Genomic DNA, 19,772 nt, shown 5'->3' with positions numbered 1-19,772 from the left:
AATCAATGTCGATCATGGTTCAGCCGCCGTTAAAGCTGCATCCGCATGACTTCCTGATAAGCTTCCACGACTTTATTGCGCACCTGGACGGTGAACTCTAAACCGAGCGATGCTTTTTCGGAAGCAATCATCAATTGATGGACGTCCGATAATTCCCCTTTGGCAAACTGCTGGTTGAGTCCGTCTACCGTACGCTGATCCGAATTCAACCCATTCATGGCCTCGCTGAGAAATGAGGAAAACTGCTTTGTAAATTGGGAGGCACTTGCAGGCTCGCTCCCCACCGGCTGCTTAATTGTCTGCACCGGAGAAAATGCATTTAGATAAGTCGGGTTTACCACACTCATTCTCCTTTTTTATCTTTTATCATCTGCCGATTTCAAGCGCTTTGGTAATCATGCCTTTGCTTGCGTTGAGAGCCGTTACGTTTGCTTCGTAAGACCTTGTGGCGGAAATCATATCCACCATTTCCTTGGCGACATCGACGTTCGGCATCATGACGTACCCCTGCTGATTGGCATCCGGGTGCGAGGGATTGTAAACCTGCTTGAATGGAGTCGTATCACCGGAAATACTGGATACCCGGACCCCCTGCCCCGTCCCGTCCGTCATTGCCGAGTTGAGCATTTGAGCGAACGTTGGCTGGTTTTTCGGTTCGACCGAAACGATTTTGCGCTGGTAGGGTGTCCACTGTCCGTTCACAAATGATGCCCGGGTCGTATCCGCATTCGCGATATTCGAAGAGATGACATCCATTCTTAAACGCTGCGTCGTTAATGCCGATGCGCTGATGTCAAAGCTATTCGTAATTCTCATCCGTTATCTTCTCCCATCCATCGCAATCTTCAGTTTACGGAACTCGTTATTCATCTCTTGTATCATCGTGTTGTATTTAAGCTGATTTTTGGCCATCAATGACATCTCGTAATCCATGTCGACGTTGTTTAAATTGTTGTTCATCAAACTGTTCGGATCTGATTCAACAACCGCTTGGCCGGGTAAGTTGGTATTAGACGGAATCTGCAGATGTCTCGAATTTGTGCGTCTGCCTTCCAATACCGGCTGGTTTCCGGTCATCTTCTCTTGGAGCAATTCCTCGAACAGAACGTCTGACCTTTTAAAATGAGGAGTGTCGGCGTTGGCCACATTGTTGGAAATCACCCGCTGCCGGAGGGCTGATGCATCCAGCGATTTCTCCATCCACTGAAATCCGGCTTGGTTTAGCAAGAACATGGTTACCCCACCTTTTATGTCTTTATGAAACTAAATTCCATAATGAAACTTCACATTCCTCCTAACTTCGACACAAGGATTATTCAAAGTGTGTACATTATGTAGAATAATGTTGCTAAAATTATCATGAAGAAAAGTCTGGAAATAGACAATGAGAAAAAAGCCCTATCTTTAGGAAGATGGGCCTTTGTTTGGTTCATGTATAAGTATGAAATTTTTGTTACATTTTAGACTTAACTTGGTCAATCGCCTGCATCAATTGATCATTCAATATGCGAATGTACGTTCCTTTCATGCCAAGAGAACGCGTCTCAATGACACCCGCGCTTTCCAGTTTACGGAGCGCATTTACGATCACGGATCGAGTGATTCCGACACGATCTGCAATCTTGCTTGCAACGAGAAGTCCTTCTTTTCCTTCTAATTCTTCGAAAATATGCTCCACTGCCTCCAGTTCGCTGAACGACAAAGAACCGATGGCGACCTGAACCACTGCCTTGCTTCTTGCCTCCTGCTCAACCTCTTCCGCCCGCATATGAAGGATTTCCATTGCTACGACTGTCGACCCATACTCTGCCAAGATATAATCATCATCCGTAAAGGCAGAGTGCGTTCTGCATAGGACTAAAGTCCCAAGTCTGTCGCCGCCTCCCAAAATCGGCACAATGGTGAAGTAGGTATATTCTCTTAAGTTCTTCATTTCTTCCACAAAAGTCGGAAACATTTCAAGCGCATCCGAATTCGAAGTGGTTTCATCCACCTTTAGAAGAAAATGATTGAATTCCGGCGAGAATCTTTTCTCATCCGCCACGATTCGATTGATTGCCGAAGTCGGCAGCTCATTCGTCGTCGCGTATCCTAACAATTTGCCTCGTCTGCTGACCACATACACATTGGAGTGAATGGTGTCCCGCAAAACCTCGGCCATATCCATAAAACTGACAGCACTCACCGCCTCCTTCTGGAGCAGACGGTTAAGCCTTCTCGTTTTGTTCAACAAGGTCATTGGCTTGCCTCCTACAATCTTATACCCAAGAATAGAAAACCGAAGGCGGGCCACGCCTTCCGGTTACAAAATATATTGGCTCAAATCCCGGTTCTGAACGATATCGCCCAGCTTCTCGCGGACGTATTCAGGCGTGATTACCATTTCCTCCAGATTTAATTCCGGAGCTTCGAACGATAAATCTTCCAGCAGCTTCTCCAAAATGGTATGCAGCCGCCGCGCACCGATGTTTTCCGTACTTTGATTGACTTCGACGGCAATGCGCGCAATCTCTTCGATCGCGGTCTGGCTGAAATCAATCCGGATTCCTTCGGTTTCCAGCAAAGCGGTGTACTGCTTGGTTAACGCGTTTTTAGGTTCCTTAAGAATGGAAACAAAATCTTCATGCGTTAAATTGCTTAGCTCTACCCGGATCGGAAAACGACCCTGAAGCTCCGGAATCAGATCGGAAGGTTTGGAAACGTGAAAAGCACCGGCCGCAATAAACAGAATATAATCCGTTTTGACAGGCCCATACTTCGTTACGACCGTGGAGCCTTCCACGATCGGGAGAATATCCCGCTGGACGCCTTCGCGAGAAACATCCGGTCCGCCGCTTCCACGGCCGTTGCCCGCGATTTTATCGATCTCATCCAGAAAAATGATTCCGCTTTGTTCGGCACGCCGGATGGATTCCTGAATAACCTCATCCATATCGATCAGCTTCTGCGCTTCGTCCTGTGTAAGCACTTTTCTGGCTTCTTTTACGGGAAGCTTCCGCTTCTTCGTGCGTTTCGGCAGGAGACTGCCGAACATCTCCTGCATGTTCATGCCGGCTTGATCCTGCCCCTGGCCAGCCAGCATATCCAGCATGGAGGGAGAATTATCTTCCACATCGACTTCGACGATGTAATTTTCGAGTTCACCGCGCTGAAGCTGTTCTTTGATCTGCGCGCGCTTCGTTGCCAGCTGAGGATCCTTCTCCTCCTCTTCCAGTTCCTGGCCGCCCTGCTGATTGCCGAAAATCATCTCCAGCGGATTGCGCTGAAATTTAGGACGGCTCGCGCTTGGCGCCAGAATGGATACCAGACGCTCGTTGGCAAGCTCTTCCGCCCGTTCCTTCACACTTTCGGTACGTTCGCTCTTAACCATGCGTATCGACGTTTCAACGAGATCCCGGACCATGGACTCCACGTCCCTGCCCACATAACCGACCTCGGTAAATTTTGTAGCTTCCAGCTTCACAAAGGGGGCCCCGACCAGTTTAGCGAGTCGTCTTGCTATCTCCGTCTTGCCCACTCCTGTCGGCCCGATCATCAGGATATTTTTGGGCACAATCTCGTCACGCATGGATTCTTCCAGTCTGCTGCGGCGAAAACGGTTACGCAGGGCTACGGCTACGGACTTCTTGGCCTGCTTCTGACCGACAATATACCGGTCCAGCTCTTGCACGATTTGTCTAGGTGTAAGGGAGCTTGTGCTCAAAAGGAACCCCTCCTTCATATAGTGGCCGATAAGACTTGGTTACAAGCCTTACCTGTCTATTGCCCGTCGGTCGGCGTTATATTTCTTCTACAATAATATTGTGATTCGTAAACACGCAAATATCCGCGGCCATTTCAAGCGATGCTTTCGCGATGTCGGCTGCGCTCATGTCGGTTGCGTAACGGGAGAGGGCGCGGCCTGCCGCCAGGGCAAAGCTGCCTCCCGAACCGATTGCAACGATGCCGTCATCCGGTTCGATAATTTCCCCGTTGCCCGAAATAAGCAGAAGCCCGTGTTCGTCCATCACGATCATCATGGCTTCCAGTTTGCGCAAAACGCGGTCGGATCTCCATTCCTTCGCCAGTTCCACGGCCGCCCTCTGAAGATTTCCGTGATGTTCTTCCAGCTTGCCTTCGAACTTCTCAAACAAGGTAATCGCATCCGCGACAGACCCCGCAAAACCGGAAATCACTTTTCCCCGGTACAGACGCCGCACTTTTTTCGCTGTATTCTTCATAATCATGCTGTTGCCGAAAGTCACTTGGCCGTCTCCGGCTATCGCCCCGCGGCCGTCTTTACGGATGGCGAATATCGTGGTGGCATGAAAAGTCGCATTTGTCGGATCCATAGGTCACCTCTCGATTCTTTTCCGAAGCTGCTTGCTGCGAGAGAACGGAAAATAAGAAGCAGCAGCAAAAGGTTGTTTTGATGCTGCTTCCGGAGTTTGATTTAAAGTGGTTGTGTACAGCGTCGTTCAAAACAACTTAATCGTAACACAGCCGCACTTTCACTTACAAGCTGACTGGACTGTATTTTGCGAAAAATTCTGAATAGTCTCAATTGCCCGTTCCGCAAGCTTCTCGTACTTCATTTTTTTATTGCGGATTTTTTCGCCCAGCGGCGGGAAAAGACCGAAGTTAGCATTCATCGGCTGAAAATGTTTGGTGTCCGCAGTCGTAATATACTGCGCCATGCTGCCAAGTGCGGTTTCCAGCGGGAACTGCAGGCAATCAAGCCCCTGCGCCAATCTTCCCGCGTTGATACCGGCGATCAGGCCGGATGCGGCCGATTCGACATAGCCTTCTACTCCGGTCATCTGACCGGCAAAGAACAAATTATCCCGGTTTTTGAACTGATAAGTCGGTTTCAGCAGACGGGGGGAGTTGATAAAAGTGTTGCGGTGCATAACCCCGTAACGGACGAACTCGGCGTTTTCCAGACCCGGGATCATTTGCAGAACCCGCTTCTGTTCGCCCCATTTCAGATGCGTTTGAAATCCGACAAGATTGTACAGCGTGCCCGCCGCGTTATCCTGACGAAGTTGAACGACCGCGTAAGGAAGCTCACCCGTATGCGGGTTGATAAGACCTACCGGCTTCATCGGGCCGTACAGAGCGGTTTGTTTGCCGCGTTTGGCCATCACTTCGATCGGCATGCAGCCTTCGAAATAGATCTCTTTCTCAAACTCCTTCACAGGCGCCGTTTCGGCCGTGATCAGTGCTTCGTAGAAAGCATCGAACTCCGCCTCCGTCATCGGGCAATTCAGATAAGCGGCTTCTCCCTTGTCGTACCGGGAAGCCAGATACACTTTGCTCATATCGATGGAGTCTTTCTCGACTATCGGCGCGGCCGCATCATAGAAATACAAATATTCTTCGCCCATAAGCGCCTGCAGGCTTGCAGACAAGTCCGGTGAGGTAAGCGGTCCGGAAGCCACAACGGTAATGCCGTCCGGAATTTCCTTAAGTTCCTCGGTGCGCACTTCAATGAGAGGATGATTGCGGAGGGTATCCGTGATCTCCCCGGAGAAGCCGTCACGATCGACCGCCAGAGCGCCTCCAGCGGGTACTGCATGCTTGTCGGCACTGGAGAGGATGAGTGAGTTCAGCTCCCTCATCTCCTGCTTCAGAACGCCAACCGCGTTCGTCAGACCGTTCGCACGCAGCGAGTTGCTGCACACAAGCTCGGCGAATTTGTCGGTAATGTGCGCCGGTGTCTTCCGCACCGGACGCATTTCGTACAATACAACGGGCACTCCCTGGCTGGCGATTTGAAAAGCCGCTTCACTTCCCGCCAGTCCGGCACCGATTACGGTTACTTTTTGTCCTGCTGTCAATGTTCACACCTCTAGTTCAATCGTTAGCAATCCGATCAGCCTTCGTCGTTTGCTTCATCTTTTACTTCTTCTTTAAATCCGCACTCTACACACTGGTGGTTGACGGATGTTTTCGTCCGCTTCTCGATCATCATCGAGCCGCAGTTCGGGCAGGGCTTGGCAACCGGTTTGTCCCAAGACACGAAGTCACATTCGGGATAATGGTCGCAGCCGTAAAAAATACGGCCCTTTTTGCTGCGGCGTTCCACGACTTTACCTTCTTTGCATTTCGGGCATGTGACGCCGATATCCTTAACGATCGGTTTGGTGTTGCGGCAGTCCGGAAAACCCGAGCAGGCAAGAAACTTGCCGAAGCGTCCCATTTTATAAACAAGATGTTTACCGCACTTCTCGCAAATTTCATCCGAAACTTCGTCCTGGATTTCGATTTCCTTCATTTCTTCCTCGGCGAACTCCAGCCGTTTTTCGAAAGAACTGTAAAATTCGTCGAGAACTTTGACCCAGTTTTCTTTGCCTTCGCCTACGTGGTCAAGCTCTTCTTCCATCTGTGCGGTAAATTCCACATCCAGAATCTCGGGGAAAAACTCGCTCATCAGCTGGATAACCAGTTCTCCCAGCTCGGTGGGCACGAACTTCTTCTCCTCAATGGCTACATATCCCCGCTTCTGGATCGTTTCAAGCGTCGGGGCGTATGTACTCGGCCTGCCGATGCCCAGTTCCTCGAGAGCTCGTACGAGACGGGCTTCCGTATACCGCGGAGGCGGTTGGGTGAAGTGCTGTTTCGGTTGAATTTCATTGGAAACGACCTGATCTCCGGATTTAAGCGGAGGAAGCAATTTGTCTTCTTCCGTCGTGCCGTCATCGTTGCCTTCCACGTATACTTTCATGAATCCCGGAAACTTGAGTTTGGAGCCGACCGCCCGGAAAACCGTGTTTCCGACGTTCAAGTCGATGGTCATCGTGTCCAGCACGGCGGACGACATCTGGCTCGCAACGAAGCGTTCCCACACCAGCTTGTATAAGCGGAACTGATCCCGCGACAAAAATTCCTTAACGGAATCCGGATCCCTCGTTACGGAAGAAGGACGAATCCCTTCGTGCGCATCCTGAGTATTGGAACCCTTCTTCGTGTAGACGCGTGGGGTTTCCGGGTAAAAGCTTTCCCCGTATTTACCCAAGATGTATTCCTTGGCCTCTTCCTGGGCTACCGGAGAAATACGCGTGGAATCGGTACGCATATAAGTAATTAAACCGACCGTACCTTCCTTGCCCAAGTCGATCCCTTCATATAACTGCTGCGCTACGGACATGGTTTTGGCCGCTCGGAAATTGAGTTTACGGGCCGCCTCCTGTTGAAGCGAACTTGTAATGAACGGCGGCGATGGATTGCGAAGCCGTTCTTTTTCTTTCACTTCCTTCACGACAAAAGGAGCTCCTTCAATCGCTTTCAGGACCGCTTGAACTTCTTCCTCGGAACCGAGCTCTTTCTTGGCGCCGTCCATGCCGTAAAATTTCGCTTCGAAGTGGGCTTTGCCTGCCTCAAGCATAGCGGTAATGGTCCAGTACTCTTCGGGAACGAAAGCCTTGATTTCGTTTTCCCGGTCCATAATGAGTTTGACGGCTACGGATTGGACGCGTCCGGCGGATAAGCCCTTTTTGACTTTCTTCCATAGAAGAGGACTGATCTTGTATCCCACAAGCCTGTCAAGTATACGCCGGGCCTGCTGCGCGTTCACCAGATCGATGTTAATCGGCCTCGGTGTTTTAAACGCGTCTTTAACCGCCTGCTTCGTAATCTCATTGAATACGACGCGGCAGTTATCGGTATCGTTTAACTCCAGATAGTGCGCCAGATGCCAGGCGATAGCCTCTCCTTCGCGATCCGGGTCAGCTGCGAGATAAACTTTTTTCACTTTTTTGCTGGCATCCTTCAATTCTTTCAAAACGGAGCCTTTACCGCGGATCGTAATGTATTTCGGTTCGAAGTCGCGTTCAACCTCCACACCGATCTGGCTTTTCGGCAGGTCCCGAATATGACCCATCGACGCTTTTACAATATATTTACTTCCCAAATATTTACCGATCGTTTTGGCCTTAGCCGGTGATTCTACAATCACTAATGAGTCTGCCATCGGTCGAATGCTCCTCCCCTCAGTGTCATCTGCTGCTGCATGTATATCATCATCGTTTTTAATAGAAATTTCATATAGAAACGTAAGAAGAGCCTGGAAGCTCCGCTATCACCTTTTTCAATAGCAAGGATATCAGAACTGAATGCAAATGTCCAAACGTAAATTGAGTCTGCTCCAGGAGGACGTCAATGGGGACAGGCACGCTCGACAGCAATCGATAAAGAATCGCCTCGTCTTCTGTCAGCTGTTGTTCCAGTGACGGCACGGAGGCCTGCTTAGCCGAGGCTCCCAATTGTCCACTCAGGGAGGACATCAAATGGGAATATTCTTCGTAAACGTCCCGGGGATCCGTCACCATTTTGGCCCCCTGCTTGATAAGCGATAGCGCTCCTCTGCTCTTGGGAGAATGGATGGGACCCGGGACGGCAAATACATCCCTTGATTCCTCCAGGGCGAGATCCGCCGTAATCAGGGAGCCGCTTCTCTCGGCCGCCTCCACCACGATCACACCCAGACTGACGCCGGCAATCACCCGATTGCGCATCGGAAATAATCCCGGGTGCGGAACCGTACCGAGCGGGTACTCGGACACGACGAGACCTCCGCAGGCGATGATTTCTTCATGCAGCCTCGTATGCTCCGGCGGATAAATCCGATCCGGCGGCACACCGAGCACGGCAGCCGTTCCGCCCGCTCCGTCTTTGGCCCCGTGGTGAGCCTCCGCATCGATGCCACGCGCCAAACCGCTTACGACCACAAAGCCCGCGGCCGACAAAGCCAGGCTGAGTTCCCGCGCGGCTTTCCGCCCGTAGGCGGTCGGTGTCCGCGTGCCGACGACTGCTAGGGCCGGTCTTTGCAGGATCTCCTGCCGGCCTCTGCAGTAGAGGACCCACGGAGGCTGAGCGGTTTCTTCGAGCAGCCGCGGGTAGCCGGGATCGAAGCGGGTCAGAAAGCCGATGCCGAGCGACTCGTACTTTTCTAATGAAGCTTCAATTTTAAATGGAGTCAATTCATCTATTAACCGCTGGATTCTGGCTGCCGGAAGGCCAAGCTTGGCGTATTCGCCCGCTGACCAGAGCAGCAAATCCTTCAAATCGGAACATGACCGGACCAGCAGGTCAATGGTCTTCCATCCCACTCCGGTTATGCCGTGAAGCCCGATAAGTACAGAGCGATTCTCCATAGTATAAAACACTCCCTTGTCATTCACAAATTTTACAGCCCTAAACAAAAAAACCTTCCAATTCCCAAAGGGAACTGGAAGGTTGCTTACCATCCATAAAAGCGCCGAAACCGGCGGCTCTATTATTTTTTAGTGATGCATTTTTCCAGCAGGCCTTTTTCTTCCAGGACGCTCACGAGAGTGGAGCCCATTTCGGAAGGAGTCGCCGCTACGCGGATACCGCAAGCTTCGAGTGTCGCCACTTTCTCAGCCGCCGTACCTTTACCGCCGGAAATGATGGCGCCTGCGTGGCCCATACGTTTTCCCGGAGGCGCAGTTTTACCGCCGATGAAGCCGACAACCGGCTTCGTCATGTTCGCTTTAATCCACTCGGCCGCTTCTTCTTCAGCGGAACCGCCGATTTCACCGATCATAATAACCGCATAGGTGTCCGGATCTTCATTGAACAGTCGAAGAATATCGATAAACTCGGAGCCTTTAACCGGGTCGCCGCCGATACCTACTGCGGAAGACTGGCCGATGCCGCGGGTTGTAAGCTGGTGAACCGCTTCATACGTCAGGGTACCGGAGCGGGATACTACGCCCACGTGGCCCGGAGTGTGAATGTAGCCCGGCATAATGCCGATTTTGCATTCGCCCGGCGTAATGACGCCCGGACAGTTCGGTCCGATCAGACGGGTGCGTTTGCCTTCCATATAACGGGCAACTTTCACCATGTCAAGCACCGGAATACCTTCGGTGATACAGATGACAAGATCAAGATCCGCGTCAACGGCTTCCATGATGGAATCGGCCGCGAAAGCCGGAGGAACGTAAATAACGGATGCCGTGGCACCTGTCGCGTCCTTCGCTTCTTGTACCGTGTTGTAAACCGGAAGAGTCACGGTAGAGCCGTTTTCAAGCGTGAAATCGACTTGCGTGCCGCCTTTTCCCGGAACCGCGCCGGCTACCATTTGCGTACCATATTCAAGACCGCCGAGTGTATGGAACATACCGGTCTTACCCGTCATGTTTTGGGTAATGACTTTTGTGTTTTTATCAATCAAAATAGACATGGTAATTATTCACATCCCCTGAATTTTTTGAAGAAAAGAAAGCTTGTACGTACTCAATGACCGGAATTACTTAACGAGCGCAACGATTTTCTGCGCGCCGTCAGCCATCGAATCCGCGGAAACGATGTTCAGTCCGGATTCATTCAGGATTTTCTTGCCGAGATCCACGTTGGTGCCTTCAAGACGAACGACAAGCGGACGGTTCAGACCCAATTCCTTGGCTGCGGCGACAACGCCTTCGGCAATAATGTCGCATCTCATGATTCCACCGAAAATATTGACGAAAATGCCTTTTACTTTCGAGTCGGAAAGAATGATTTTGAACGCTTCGGTAACTTTCTCTTTCGTAGCACCGCCCCCTACGTCAAGGAAGTTAGCCGGGTCTCCGCCGTAGTGCTTGATGATATCCATCGTAGCCATGGCAAGTCCAGCGCCGTTAACCATACAGCCGATATTGCCGTCCAGGGCGATGTAGCTGAGGTCATATTTGGAAGCTTCGATTTCCTTCTCGTCTTCTTCTTCGAGGTCGCGCAGCTCCAGAATGTCTTTATGACGGAACAGTGCGTTGGAATCAAAGTTAAGTTTCGCGTCAAGCGCCATTACGTTGCCGTCGCCGGTTACGACGAGCGGATTGATTTCGGCAATGGAGCAATCTTTTTCAACGAACGCGGTGTAAAGGGCAAGCATGAACTTAACCGCTTTATTCACGAGTTCTTGAGGGATTTTAATGGCATAAGCCAGTTTGCGAGCTTGGAATGCTTGCAGGCCGATTGCCGGATCGACGATTTCTTTGAAAATCTTCTCCGGAGTGTTAGCCGCCACTTCCTCGATGTCCATACCGCCTTCTTCGGAAGCCATCATTGTAACACGGCCCGTTCCACGGTCGACAACTACGCCTATGTAGTACTCTTTCTTGATATCGCAGCCTTGCTCGATGAGCAGGCGTTTAACTTCCTTGCCTTCGGGACCGGTTTGGTGAGTGACCAGCACCTTGCCCAGGATTTGCTCCGCATAAGTCCGGACTTCGTCCAGATTTTTAGCTACTTTCACGCCGCCCGCTTTACCGCGGCCGCCTGCGTGAATTTGCGCTTTGACAACTACGACCTGAGTGCCCAGCTCTTTAGCTGCTTCGACCGCTTCATCCACGGAAAACGCCACTTTGCCCTGAGGTACGACAACGCCGTACTGCTTCAGGACTTCTTTGCCTTGATACTCATGGATATTCATTTGCAAATCCTCCTAAACGTATTGTTTCTCCCTGTATGCACGAAACCTCATTCAAGCTTCGAATCTATCCGCATAATCAACGTAGGGTATTCGCCGTTTGACAGGGGAAATCCTGCCCGGCTCTTTTGGGGTCCGGACAAACATTTGCCATCGATAATTGTATCACTTTTTGTCGACAGTTTCCTCTCTTTTTAAAAAAGAAATCGTTTTTTCTAATTGCTCAGGAAATCGTTAACTCTTCTTCCACCCTCTTCATGAAAAAAGCACTTCCATCCCCGTCCGGTTCAGGAAGCGCTTGAATGCACAACTGCCTATACGTAAGTCGGGCTGACCTGGGTCACGGTGCGGGGCTCGCGCTCCGCCTGCTTGACAAATCGCATCTCGTTACCGACAAAGCTGCATACCTGGCACTGTATCGTCGGCTCGCTCTGGGCGATCGCGTTCGCTTCACTGGATTCCGTGACGGCTCCCGTGAGAGCATCTTTCACAAAAGGCTGCGAATAGCTGGTCATCAGACTGAACTTGACCCGGTTGGAGCGGCAGTTCGGGCAGAAATACGGTTTATCCTGCATATCAATCACCTCGGAGTTAGTATGACCAATTATCCGCAGCTAAAAGAACATTTTCATGTTTGGGTATTTTTGGTATACTAACCAAATAACCATGAAATAACAACGAAACGGATCATAAGGAAGCACCTTTGACCTGTCCACTGTGAAGGGAGAAGGTGTTTTTACATGTATGGTAAAGTAACCGGGGCATGCCTGCACGGAATCGACGGAATCTGCATCGAGGTGGAAATCGATATCGCAAACGGGCTCCCGCAAATCAACGTGGTCGGACTTCCCGACACCGCCGTCAGAGAATCGATCGACCGTGTACGCTCCGCCATCAAAAACTGCGGGTTTCAGTTTCCTCTTGAACGTATAACGGTCAATCTGGCCCCGGCCGACCTGAGAAAAGAAGGCGCCTCATTCGACCTCGCCATTGCCGCCGGCATTCTGCTGACAAGCGGCCAGATTCAGCTGCCCGGCGTAGGCGGTTGTCTCCTTGTCGGAGAACTGGCGCTTGACGGCGGCCTCCGCCCCGTACCGGGGGTGCTCTCCATGGTCGATGCCGCCCGCCGGAGAGGAATCCGGCGCGTTCTGCTGCCCTTGGCCAATGTGGACGAAGCCCGCCTGATTTCAGGGACTGAAGTCCAGGGGATAAGCAGTCTGAGCGAGCTGGGGGCCCCCTGCAAGCGCGGCGTGACAGCAGACGGCGCCTCCCTTTCGGAAACCGAACCCGCTTCGGTATTCTTCTCCTGCGAAGCTCTTCCCGCCCGTCCCGGTGTCCCTGCCGAGATGCATGCCCCCGTGGCGGCCTCCGATGATTATGCCGATGTAATCGGGCAGCATCACGCCAAGAGAGCCATCATGATTGCTGCGGCCGGTATGCACAATATTTTATTTATCGGTCCTCCCGGCACGGGCAAAACGATGCTGGCCCGCCGGATACCCGGTATACTTCCGCCTCTGTCCGACGAAGAAGCGCTTGAGGTGACGAAAATTTACAGCGTATCGGGAAAATTGGGCACGATCAGCCGGTTTATGCGGCAAAGACCCTATCGCTCGCCTCATCACACCGTTTCGGCGGCCGGTCTCATTGGCGGCGGCTCCGTACCGAGGCCCGGGGAGGTCAGCCTGGCTCACCAAGGCGTCCTTTTTCTGGATGAGCTTCCCGAGTTTTCGCGGAGCGTGCTGGAAGTGCTGCGCCAGCCTTTGGAGGACCGTAAGGTAACCATAGGGCGGGCACGCGCCTCCTTCACCTTCCCGTCCGGCTTCCTGCTTGCCGCATCCATGAACCCCTGCCAGTGCGGATTTTACGGAACCGAGACCGCCGAACAATGCTGCATTTGTTCTCCGCTTAAAATCAGACAGTACAGAGCGCGCATTTCGGGACCTCTCCTTGATCGGATTGATTTGCATGTAGAAGTTCCCCGGCTGGATTATATCGCCATGAGTGACAAGCGTCCTTCGCTCTCCTCTGAAGACATGCGCCGGCAGGTATTTGCCGCTCACCGAAGGCAGCAGCTTCGTTATGAAGGCAGTTTTATGCGTTTTAACGCAGAGCTCGGCGGCAAATGGCTTCGTAAATACTGCGTACTGCCGCCCGAAGCCGAAGACCTTCTCCGGCAGACATTCGACAGGCTCCGCTTAAGTGCTCGGGCACATGACCGGATTTTGAAAATCGCGCGGACGATCGCGGATCTGGAAACAAGCGACGAGATTACTTACGGACACATTGCCGAAGCGATCCAATACAGAAATCTCGACAAATCTTATTCCCTTTAGCGATGCACGCGGGAGATCGTCCCGGAACGGAAGGGGCTGGTTTTTTTAGAGACTCTAAACGCAATACAGCCGTCATTTCAAAATCGCGCAAAAATACCGCAAAAGCGAAGACCCCAATGCGTGACAAAAATTCGCTGCATTCCCTTACCCGCATGCAAAACACCTTGTAATTGATCACCGTCATGCGGCGTTTCTTCCGGCCCGCGGGGACTTCACACGGTACGAAACAAGAAAAGGCGCCCGTTCAAGCGACGGGCGCCTTTTCTTCACGATCATCTTGCATGTCCGGCCTGAAGTTTCGGACAGAACGGAACTTATGAACTTCAAACCGTTCGTTCAAAACGCTCCCGTCAGATGCTCGAGACGGTTAAACTCTCCTTCTGGTGTCAGCTCGACCGTGATCACATCGAATCTCACCTTGCGTTCGCTCTGCCTGGCGGCATACAGGTACATTTGGGCGATCTGACGCACTTTCAGCTGTTTGCGGGCGTCTACGGATTCTTTCGCCGTACCGAACCGTCCCGTAAGCCTGCGCGTACGCACTTCGACAAAAACAAGCTGATCGTCCGCTTCGGCTATAAGATCGATCTCACCCGAGCGGCAGCGCCAATTGCGGGCTGCAATACCGTAACCTTGAGCGGCTAAATACTCTTCCGCCCTCTGCTCTCCGTACCGCCCCAGAGCTTTTCGGGATAAAGGCGAAAACGCCATGTTACAGCCCCTTCCGCTGACTGTCTCTCATTTCCTTCATACGGTTGTCCGACCGGTAAATGTAGCTGAGCACCTCGGCGACAAGCTGATAGAGCTCCCCCGGTATTTCTTGATCGAGCTCCAGCTTCGAGAGTACTTCCACAAGTGAAGCGTCTTCCTGTACGGGAACTCCGCTCTCCCTTGCTTTCTCGACAATGGCCTCTGCGACTTTGCCTTTCCCTTTCGCTATGACCGTAGGCGCTTTCTGCTCTCCGGGCGCATATTTCAAGGCAACCGCTTTGCGGATCGCATGGGATCCCGCACCTTCTCCCTCAGCCGCTTCTTTGGAGGGACCTGAGTTTGACGGAGTCCGGTCTTGCTTGGCAGAAAAATTCATATACGCAGATCCACTCCCCGGTAGGCTTCTCCCGGCACGATGGTATCCATCATAACCGCGCTTAGAGAAGAGCCGGAATCCCCGCCCTTGAAACTTCCCGACGCCTTCGGATATTCCGCTGTTTTCATAGAGAGAAACTGATAGCCGAGTTTATCCAAGGCGGCTGCAATCTCTTCTTTGGAGCCGTTCAGCAGCTCGCCGATTATCGGCTCGTCATTAAACACTTGCAGACTGACCATTCTATTCATTACACCGACGTCCACCAGCGTGTGGCCCATCGATTTCATTTGGAGGTCAAACAACAGCCGGCAGTTCTCCGCATCCAGTTCTCCGCGTCTGCCTTTGCGGGATTGGATGTGAACGGCTGCCGTAGGCTGTCCGTCCGCGCCGAGAAGCGGGACAAACAGCGTCACATGCGTAAACACCCCGCTGCGGTCCGGCGAAAGCAGCAGCTGCTGCCCCGTAATCTGCTGCAGAGCCTGCTGTGCCGACTCCCGGATCGGAGCCGAGAGATCGTCGGCCGCCGTCAGCTGGAGCAGCAGGCTCTTGAGCGTCTCGGCGCTGTCCGCCTTGAGCGCCGCAACCTGCCCTTCGCCGGCCGCGGCCAAGTGGGTCCCGCCTGCGTGGGCGGTGCTGCCCGGCTGCCTCAGGAGGCGGCTTTCGTGGTCGACGCCCACCGCTCGCAGCAGCTCGCGCACCCAGCCGCTGCCTGCCGCCGGGCGCTGTTCGCCTGCAGCGGCGTCCGCCTCGGCGGCGCCGTCCGGGCTGGCGGCTGCCTGCGCCGCGTGGGCATCGGCCGCCGCACGCGGCGCGCTTGCCGGGTGCGCGGGCTGCGGCTGGGCTGCCGCGCCGTCAGGCCGCGCGACGCCGGCGGCAGCCGTGCCGGGCGACGCCTGCGCAGGCGGTTCTCCGCCTGCTGCGGGGCGTCCCGGGGCAGGCGTCAGCCCCGCCGGACCGCCGGCAGGCGTGCCCGGGGCCGCGGCTGGAGCGCCACCGCCCGCTTGCGCCGCTGTCTGCCCGGCGGACGTGCCGCCGGCAGCCTGCGCCTGCGTACCTGGCGCGGGTGCACCCGCACCAGGCCGGACCGCTCCTTGCGGCAGCTCTGAGGCAGCGCCAGCGCCAGCCTGCATACCCGCGGCAAACGGCGTCAGCCTGGCGCCGCCATCAGCGGGTACTCCCGCTGTCGGCTGCGGCAAGCCCGATGTCCCCGGCGGCGCCTGGCGGCCTTGACCCGCGGCCTGCGCAGTACCGCCGCTTCCATCGGGGCGAACTGCTCCCGGCAGGCGTGTATCCGCCTGCACGGCGGTTCCCGTACCGCCTCCGGAATTTGCCGTTGGCGTTCCCGCCGGGAATCCCGGCCTGCCAGTTCCGTTTTCCGAAGGGGTCGCGGTTCCGTTCAAGGCCGGTTTCCCCCCCACCTCCGCAGCCGTATCCTGCATCGTCCGCAAAACATCGGCTAACTGCCGGAGCAATTTTTCTCCGCTGCCGTTTGTTCCTTCGGCCAGGCCGCCGTTTTTCAGCAGCCCGCTTAATGTCTGAGCCAGATTTTGCAGCGTTTCTCCGAATGGCTTGCCGAATAAAGCTTGGTGAATGGCTCCAACCGTGTCCGCTGTCAAGGGAAGACCCTTGCTTACGGCCACGCCCACCGCCTGCACCCACTGCTCGGGCTTTACGGAAGCCGGAATCCTGCTCATGACCTCTTGGAGCGGCGCTGCCGCTTCCTTCGTCAGCGGGATACCCTGCTGCTTCATCATCTGGACAAGCTCGCGGTTCACCGCCGTATCTTTTAATCCCGTCTGCTTCAGCATTTGTCCGATCTCTTCTTGTGTCGCCGGCACAGCCGGTCCCGCTGCCGGTTTAAGTACGACCTGTCCACCCGTGCTTTCCGGCTGCACTTGCAGCCATGCGGTCTGCCCGGGCGCCAGGGGAGTCTCCAGCTTGGCTCTCACTTGTACGCCGTCGATGGACATTTGGGCTTCCTGATTATCGTAAACCTGCAAAACCACACCCTTGACAACCTGTCCGGGCTTCAACTCCAATGTTTTGGGCTCCGCCGCCTGCATACTGCCGGCCAAACCACGAATCAATCCGCTTATGTTCACGCCGACCCGCCTTTCGTTTTCGCGTTCTTTATGTATATATCGGCCGGAACCTCGATTAAAATAACTCCTGCTGCATAACCATGACATTCCGGATAAAAAGCTTCCGGTGCAGAGGCGTCGGCCCGTATTCGATCAGCATTTCCCTATGCTGCCGGGTCGCGTACCCTTTATGCTTGGCAATGCCGTATTCCGGATGAAGCTTATCCCATTCCCGGCACATTCTATCCCGGGTAACCTTGGCGATAATCGAGGCCGCCGCAATCGACTGGCTCGTCGCATCCCCGTGAATGATCGCCATCTGCCGGGTATTCAAATCCACTTTCTCCGCGTCGACCAGTAAAAAATCGGGTGCGGGGCTAAGCTGCTCCACCGCCAGTTTCATGGCCAGCCTGGAAGCCTGTTTAATGTTGATTTCGTCAATCGTTTTTACATCTATCGTACCGATGCCCACGGCAATCGCTTCTTTCATAATCACATCGTACAATTCTTCGCGTTTTTTCTCGGAAAGCTTTTTGGAATCGTCCACGCCTTCCAAAATTAAACCCTGTGGCAAAATAACGGCGGCCGCAACGACATCTCCGAATAAACAACCGCGTCCCACTTCATCCACACCCGCTATGCGGGAGTAGCCTTTCTCCCATAATCCTGTTTCTTCATGAAGCATGGCTGCAATCTCCTCCCGTTCTCCATTATACCGGAAGAAACGACACATTGTCCCACACAAACAACAAAAAACGTGCGACCAATCCTCTCCGTTTTCGAAGAAGATTGCGCACGTTGAGCCGCTTTATCCTATCATATGGCTGTAAAAGACAGCCGACACCTATAGATACTCTTCCGGCACTTCGAGCGAAACCCGTCCTAACTTTCCGGAACGAAGTTCACGCAAAAACAGCAGGGAGGTCTTGTCGAGATCAACGCGTCCGCCGCTGATTATAGCTCCGCGCTTTCGGCCGATGGCCTCCATCACCTCGATGACTTCGTTAGGATTCTCGCTGTCCGCGGGAAGCTCCTCGATTCCGTAGCGCTCCTTAAGACGTTCACCGTAGTACTCGGTCATGTAACGGATCGTATGGAAGGCGATATCGTCTAGATGCAGAATTTCTTCCTTAATCGCACCCGTTGCCGCCAGCTTCATGCCCACGTTCTGGTCATCGAATTTTGGCCACAAAATTCCCGGCGTATCGAGAAGATCCATATCCGTTCCGAATTTAATCCATTGCTGGCCTTTCGTGACGCCCGGCTTATCACCGGTATTCGCAATTTTCCGCCCTGCCAACTGGTTAATCAGAGTGGATTTCCCCACGTTCGGAATTCCCACAATGAGTCCACGTATGGCCCTAGGGTTGATGCCTTTACGAAGCTGGGTTTCGATTTTGGCGCTCATGAGTTCTTTGCATCTCGGCAAAATCTCTTTCACTCCGGTACCGGAAGAAGCATCAATCGGCAAAGCTTTCAAGCCTTGGTCCGTAAAATACTTCACCCATTCCGCCGTAATCGCGGGGTCCGCCAAATCCGCCTTGTTCAAAAGAACGAGGCGCGGCTTTCCCTTGAGGATATCATCGACCATGGGATTGCGGCTGGACATCGGAATCCGCGCGTCGAGCAGCTCGATAGCCACGTCGATGAGCTTCAATTTATCTTCGATCTGTCTTCTTGCCCGGGTCATATGGCCGGGAAACCATTGAATCGTCATCCTATCACCTCTGCATACAAAACGAGCACTTCTTCATCAGAAGTGCACGAAACCTGCTTTATTTAGGGGCCAGAACACCAGATCCGCACGGCCGACTATTTTATCGTATGAAACAAACCCGACTTCTGCGAAACGGCTGTCCTTACTGTTGGAGCGGTTATCCCCCATAACGAATACGGACTTGTCCGGCACTTTAATCTCTGTCGTGCCCTCGCTGCCCGCTTCGGGGAAATTGCGCCTGTTATAAGCATGCCCTTCTTTTACCGCATTATCTATGGCTTCTTTTATGTAAGGCTCTTCAATAACCTTATCGTTGACATATACCTTGTCGCCGTCTACCTTGATCGTTTCTCCTGGCAGAGCCACGATCCGTTTGATATAATCGATACCTTCCGGCGCATGAAGCACGATGACTTCGCCCCGTTTCGGTTCACTGAATTTATACTTGATCTTATTTACGATTAACCGTTCACCCGTATGAAAGTTCGGTTCCATGGAGGGACCTTCGACGATGAAGGGGGCAAACAGCAGCCAACGAATCAAAAATACAAGAACGGCAGCGATAAGCAGGGCTTTGATCCATTCCCACGCTTCCTTTTTTACGGGATTTTTCGCCGGAGCTGCCACATTTTCGGTTTCGGCCGAAACTTCCTGCTCTCTTCTCTCCATCATCCAAACCCCATTTCCTGATCAAATGAACATGAGCTTTTAAGAAACTAAAAGGGGACTTGAAAACAAGCCCCCTCGGTCTTTATTATCGAATTTCTTTAATTCTAGCCGCTTTACCGCGAAGACCGCGCAGGTAGTAAAGTTTCGCACGACGAACTTTACCACGACGAGCTACTTCAATCTTTTCAATCTTCGGAGAATGAAGCGGAAGTGTTCTTTCCACGCCAACGCCGTAAGAAATTTTACGAACTGTAAACGTTTCGCTGATTCCGCCGCCGCGACGCTTGATCACGACACCTTCGAACAGCTGAACGCGTTCGCGGGTTCCCTCGATTACTTTTACAAATACTTTCAAAGTATCGCCGGGACGAAAGCTCGGGATATCAGAACGCAATTGTTCTTTCGTAATTTCCTGAATGAGATTCATTTAAGATTCCCTCCTTCCACAATAGGTGTTCATTCCGCCATC

Annotated in this window: 20 protein-coding genes; 1 reads left to right on the top strand and 19 read right to left on the bottom strand. The window is 53.0% G+C overall.

Features of this window, described 5'->3' with window-relative positions:
* Positions 1 to 29 precede the first annotated feature (29 nt).
* The 12 genes from fliE to ACI48J_RS09575 form a co-directional block, all read right to left on the bottom strand.
* A complete protein-coding gene (gene fliE, locus ACI48J_RS09630; RefSeq protein WP_405083200.1) occupies positions 30 to 341 on the bottom strand; it encodes a flagellar hook-basal body complex protein FliE in 312 nt (103 codons plus the stop codon).
* Between the two features lie 25 nt (positions 342 to 366).
* On the bottom strand, positions 367 to 816 hold the full coding sequence (gene flgC, locus ACI48J_RS09625; RefSeq protein ID WP_326050789.1) for a flagellar basal body rod protein FlgC: 450 nt from the start codon (positions 814 to 816) through the stop codon (positions 367 to 369).
* Between the two features lie 3 nt (positions 817 to 819).
* Positions 820 to 1,233, bottom strand: coding sequence for a flagellar basal body rod protein FlgB (gene flgB, locus ACI48J_RS09620; RefSeq protein ID WP_326050788.1), 414 nt, complete (start codon positions 1,231 to 1,233; stop codon positions 820 to 822).
* Between the two features lie 220 nt (positions 1,234 to 1,453).
* The gene (codY, locus tag ACI48J_RS09615; RefSeq protein ID WP_009674483.1) at positions 1,454 to 2,239 is read right to left on the bottom strand and encodes a GTP-sensing pleiotropic transcriptional regulator CodY; all 786 of its coding nucleotides are present in this window, start codon (positions 2,237 to 2,239) and stop codon (positions 1,454 to 1,456) included.
* 63 nt (positions 2,240 to 2,302) lie between these two features.
* Positions 2,303 to 3,703 carry an ATP-dependent protease ATPase subunit HslU gene (hslU, locus tag ACI48J_RS09610; RefSeq protein WP_405082594.1) on the bottom strand — a complete coding sequence of 467 codons (1,401 nt, stop codon included), beginning with the start codon at positions 3,701 to 3,703 and terminating at the stop codon, positions 2,303 to 2,305.
* A gap of 76 nt (positions 3,704 to 3,779) precedes the next feature.
* Positions 3,780 to 4,331, bottom strand: coding sequence for an ATP-dependent protease subunit HslV (gene hslV / locus ACI48J_RS09605; RefSeq protein WP_009674471.1), 552 nt, complete (start codon positions 4,329 to 4,331; stop codon positions 3,780 to 3,782).
* A 159-nt stretch (positions 4,332 to 4,490) separates the two neighbouring features.
* Positions 4,491 to 5,819: an FADH(2)-oxidizing methylenetetrahydrofolate--tRNA-(uracil(54)-C(5))-methyltransferase TrmFO gene (gene trmFO, locus ACI48J_RS09600; protein WP_326050785.1), complete on the bottom strand. Its 1,329-nt coding sequence runs from the start codon at positions 5,817 to 5,819 to the stop codon at positions 4,491 to 4,493.
* Positions 5,820 to 5,854: 35 nt separating this feature from the next.
* Entirely contained in the window at positions 5,855 to 7,951 is a 2,097-nt protein-coding gene (topA, locus tag ACI48J_RS09595) for a type I DNA topoisomerase (protein WP_326050783.1), read from the bottom strand.
* 70 nt (positions 7,952 to 8,021) lie between these two features.
* Positions 8,022 to 9,134, bottom strand: coding sequence for a DNA-processing protein DprA (dprA, locus tag ACI48J_RS09590; protein WP_405082593.1), 1,113 nt, complete (start codon positions 9,132 to 9,134; stop codon positions 8,022 to 8,024).
* 122 nt (positions 9,135 to 9,256) lie between these two features.
* Positions 9,257 to 10,189 carry a succinate--CoA ligase subunit alpha gene (sucD, locus tag ACI48J_RS09585; protein WP_009674484.1) on the bottom strand — a complete coding sequence of 311 codons (933 nt, stop codon included), beginning with the start codon at positions 10,187 to 10,189 and terminating at the stop codon, positions 9,257 to 9,259.
* A 66-nt stretch (positions 10,190 to 10,255) separates the two neighbouring features.
* Positions 10,256 to 11,416 carry an ADP-forming succinate--CoA ligase subunit beta gene (gene sucC / locus ACI48J_RS09580; RefSeq protein WP_405082592.1) on the bottom strand — a complete coding sequence of 387 codons (1,161 nt, stop codon included), beginning with the start codon at positions 11,414 to 11,416 and terminating at the stop codon, positions 10,256 to 10,258.
* Between the two features lie 311 nt (positions 11,417 to 11,727).
* Positions 11,728 to 11,988 carry a hypothetical protein gene (locus ACI48J_RS09575; RefSeq protein WP_326050775.1) on the bottom strand — a complete coding sequence of 87 codons (261 nt, stop codon included), beginning with the start codon at positions 11,986 to 11,988 and terminating at the stop codon, positions 11,728 to 11,730.
* Positions 11,989 to 12,153: 165 nt separating this feature from the next.
* On the opposite strand from ACI48J_RS09575, the gene ACI48J_RS09570 reads away from it, so the two are divergent.
* Complete coding sequence (locus ACI48J_RS09570; RefSeq protein ID WP_405082591.1) at positions 12,154 to 13,749, top strand: YifB family Mg chelatase-like AAA ATPase; 1,596 nt, start codon at positions 12,154 to 12,156, stop codon at positions 13,747 to 13,749.
* A gap of 336 nt (positions 13,750 to 14,085) precedes the next feature.
* Here the strand turns inward: ACI48J_RS09570 and ACI48J_RS09565 are convergent, their stop codons facing one another.
* The 7 genes from ACI48J_RS09565 to rplS form a co-directional block, all read right to left on the bottom strand.
* A complete protein-coding gene (locus ACI48J_RS09565) occupies positions 14,086 to 14,460 on the bottom strand; it encodes a YraN family protein (protein ID WP_405082590.1) in 375 nt (124 codons plus the stop codon).
* 1 nt (position 14,461) lies between these two features.
* Complete coding sequence (locus tag ACI48J_RS09560) at positions 14,462 to 14,836, bottom strand: EscU/YscU/HrcU family type III secretion system export apparatus switch protein (RefSeq protein WP_326050771.1); 375 nt, start codon at positions 14,834 to 14,836, stop codon at positions 14,462 to 14,464.
* On the bottom strand, positions 14,833 to 16,938 hold the full coding sequence (locus ACI48J_RS09555; RefSeq protein ID WP_405082589.1) for a hypothetical protein: 2,106 nt from the start codon (positions 16,936 to 16,938) through the stop codon (positions 14,833 to 14,835). The genes ACI48J_RS09560 and ACI48J_RS09555 overlap by 4 nt, the downstream gene beginning before the upstream one ends.
* Before the next feature lie 55 nt (positions 16,939 to 16,993).
* A complete protein-coding gene (locus tag ACI48J_RS09550) occupies positions 16,994 to 17,602 on the bottom strand; it encodes a ribonuclease HII (RefSeq protein ID WP_405082588.1) in 609 nt (202 codons plus the stop codon).
* 159 nt (positions 17,603 to 17,761) lie between these two features.
* The gene (ylqF, locus tag ACI48J_RS09545; protein ID WP_326055819.1) at positions 17,762 to 18,634 is read right to left on the bottom strand and encodes a ribosome biogenesis GTPase YlqF; all 873 of its coding nucleotides are present in this window, start codon (positions 18,632 to 18,634) and stop codon (positions 17,762 to 17,764) included.
* Between the two features lie 36 nt (positions 18,635 to 18,670).
* Positions 18,671 to 19,306: a signal peptidase I gene (gene lepB / locus ACI48J_RS09540; RefSeq protein ID WP_326055816.1), complete on the bottom strand. Its 636-nt coding sequence runs from the start codon at positions 19,304 to 19,306 to the stop codon at positions 18,671 to 18,673.
* 82 nt (positions 19,307 to 19,388) lie between these two features.
* Positions 19,389 to 19,730: a 50S ribosomal protein L19 gene (rplS, locus tag ACI48J_RS09535; RefSeq protein WP_042232818.1), complete on the bottom strand. Its 342-nt coding sequence runs from the start codon at positions 19,728 to 19,730 to the stop codon at positions 19,389 to 19,391.
* Positions 19,731 to 19,772: the final 42 nt, after the last annotated feature.

The sequence above is a fragment of the Paenibacillus chitinolyticus genome, assembly GCF_045038035.1.
GTDB classification, from domain to species: domain Bacteria; phylum Bacillota; class Bacilli; order Paenibacillales; family NBRC-103111; genus Paenibacillus_F; species Paenibacillus_F chitinolyticus_A.
This window is presented reverse-complemented; position numbering and strand designations above follow the sequence as displayed.

Bases quoted from the DNA above. Each gene is read 5' to 3' on its own strand.
- ACI48J_RS09565 (WP_405082590.1), bottom strand. From the start codon at position 14,460: ATGGCGTTTTCGCCTTTATCCCGAAAAGCTCTGGGGCGGTACGGAGAG.
- ACI48J_RS09575 (WP_326050775.1), bottom strand. From the start codon at position 11,988: ATGCAGGATAAACCGTATTTCTGCCCGAACTGCCGCTCCAACCGGGTC.
- lepB (WP_326055816.1), bottom strand. From the start codon at position 19,306: ATGATGGAGAGAAGAGAGCAGGAAGTTTCGGCCGAAACCGAAAATGTG.
- ylqF (WP_326055819.1), bottom strand. From the start codon at position 18,634: ATGACGATTCAATGGTTTCCCGGCCATATGACCCGGGCAAGAAGACAG.
- codY (WP_009674483.1), bottom strand. From the start codon at position 2,239: ATGACCTTGTTGAACAAAACGAGAAGGCTTAACCGTCTGCTCCAGAAG.
- rplS (WP_042232818.1), bottom strand. From the start codon at position 19,730: ATGAATCTCATTCAGGAAATTACGAAAGAACAATTGCGTTCTGATATC.
- flgB (WP_326050788.1), bottom strand. From the start codon at position 1,233: ATGTTCTTGCTAAACCAAGCCGGATTTCAGTGGATGGAGAAATCGCTG.
- ACI48J_RS09570 (WP_405082591.1), top strand. From the start codon at position 12,154: ATGTATGGTAAAGTAACCGGGGCATGCCTGCACGGAATCGACGGAATC.
- ACI48J_RS09550 (WP_405082588.1), bottom strand. From the start codon at position 17,602: ATGCTTCATGAAGAAACAGGATTATGGGAGAAAGGCTACTCCCGCATA.
- dprA (WP_405082593.1), bottom strand. From the start codon at position 9,134: ATGGAGAATCGCTCTGTACTTATCGGGCTTCACGGCATAACCGGAGTG.
- sucC (WP_405082592.1), bottom strand. From the start codon at position 11,416: ATGAATATCCATGAGTATCAAGGCAAAGAAGTCCTGAAGCAGTACGGC.
- ACI48J_RS09560 (WP_326050771.1), bottom strand. From the start codon at position 14,836: ATGAATTTTTCTGCCAAGCAAGACCGGACTCCGTCAAACTCAGGTCCC.
- topA (WP_326050783.1), bottom strand. From the start codon at position 7,951: ATGGCAGACTCATTAGTGATTGTAGAATCACCGGCTAAGGCCAAAACG.
- flgC (WP_326050789.1), bottom strand. From the start codon at position 816: ATGAGAATTACGAATAGCTTTGACATCAGCGCATCGGCATTAACGACG.
- hslV (WP_009674471.1), bottom strand. From the start codon at position 4,331: ATGGATCCGACAAATGCGACTTTTCATGCCACCACGATATTCGCCATC.
- sucD (WP_009674484.1), bottom strand. From the start codon at position 10,189: ATGTCTATTTTGATTGATAAAAACACAAAAGTCATTACCCAAAACATG.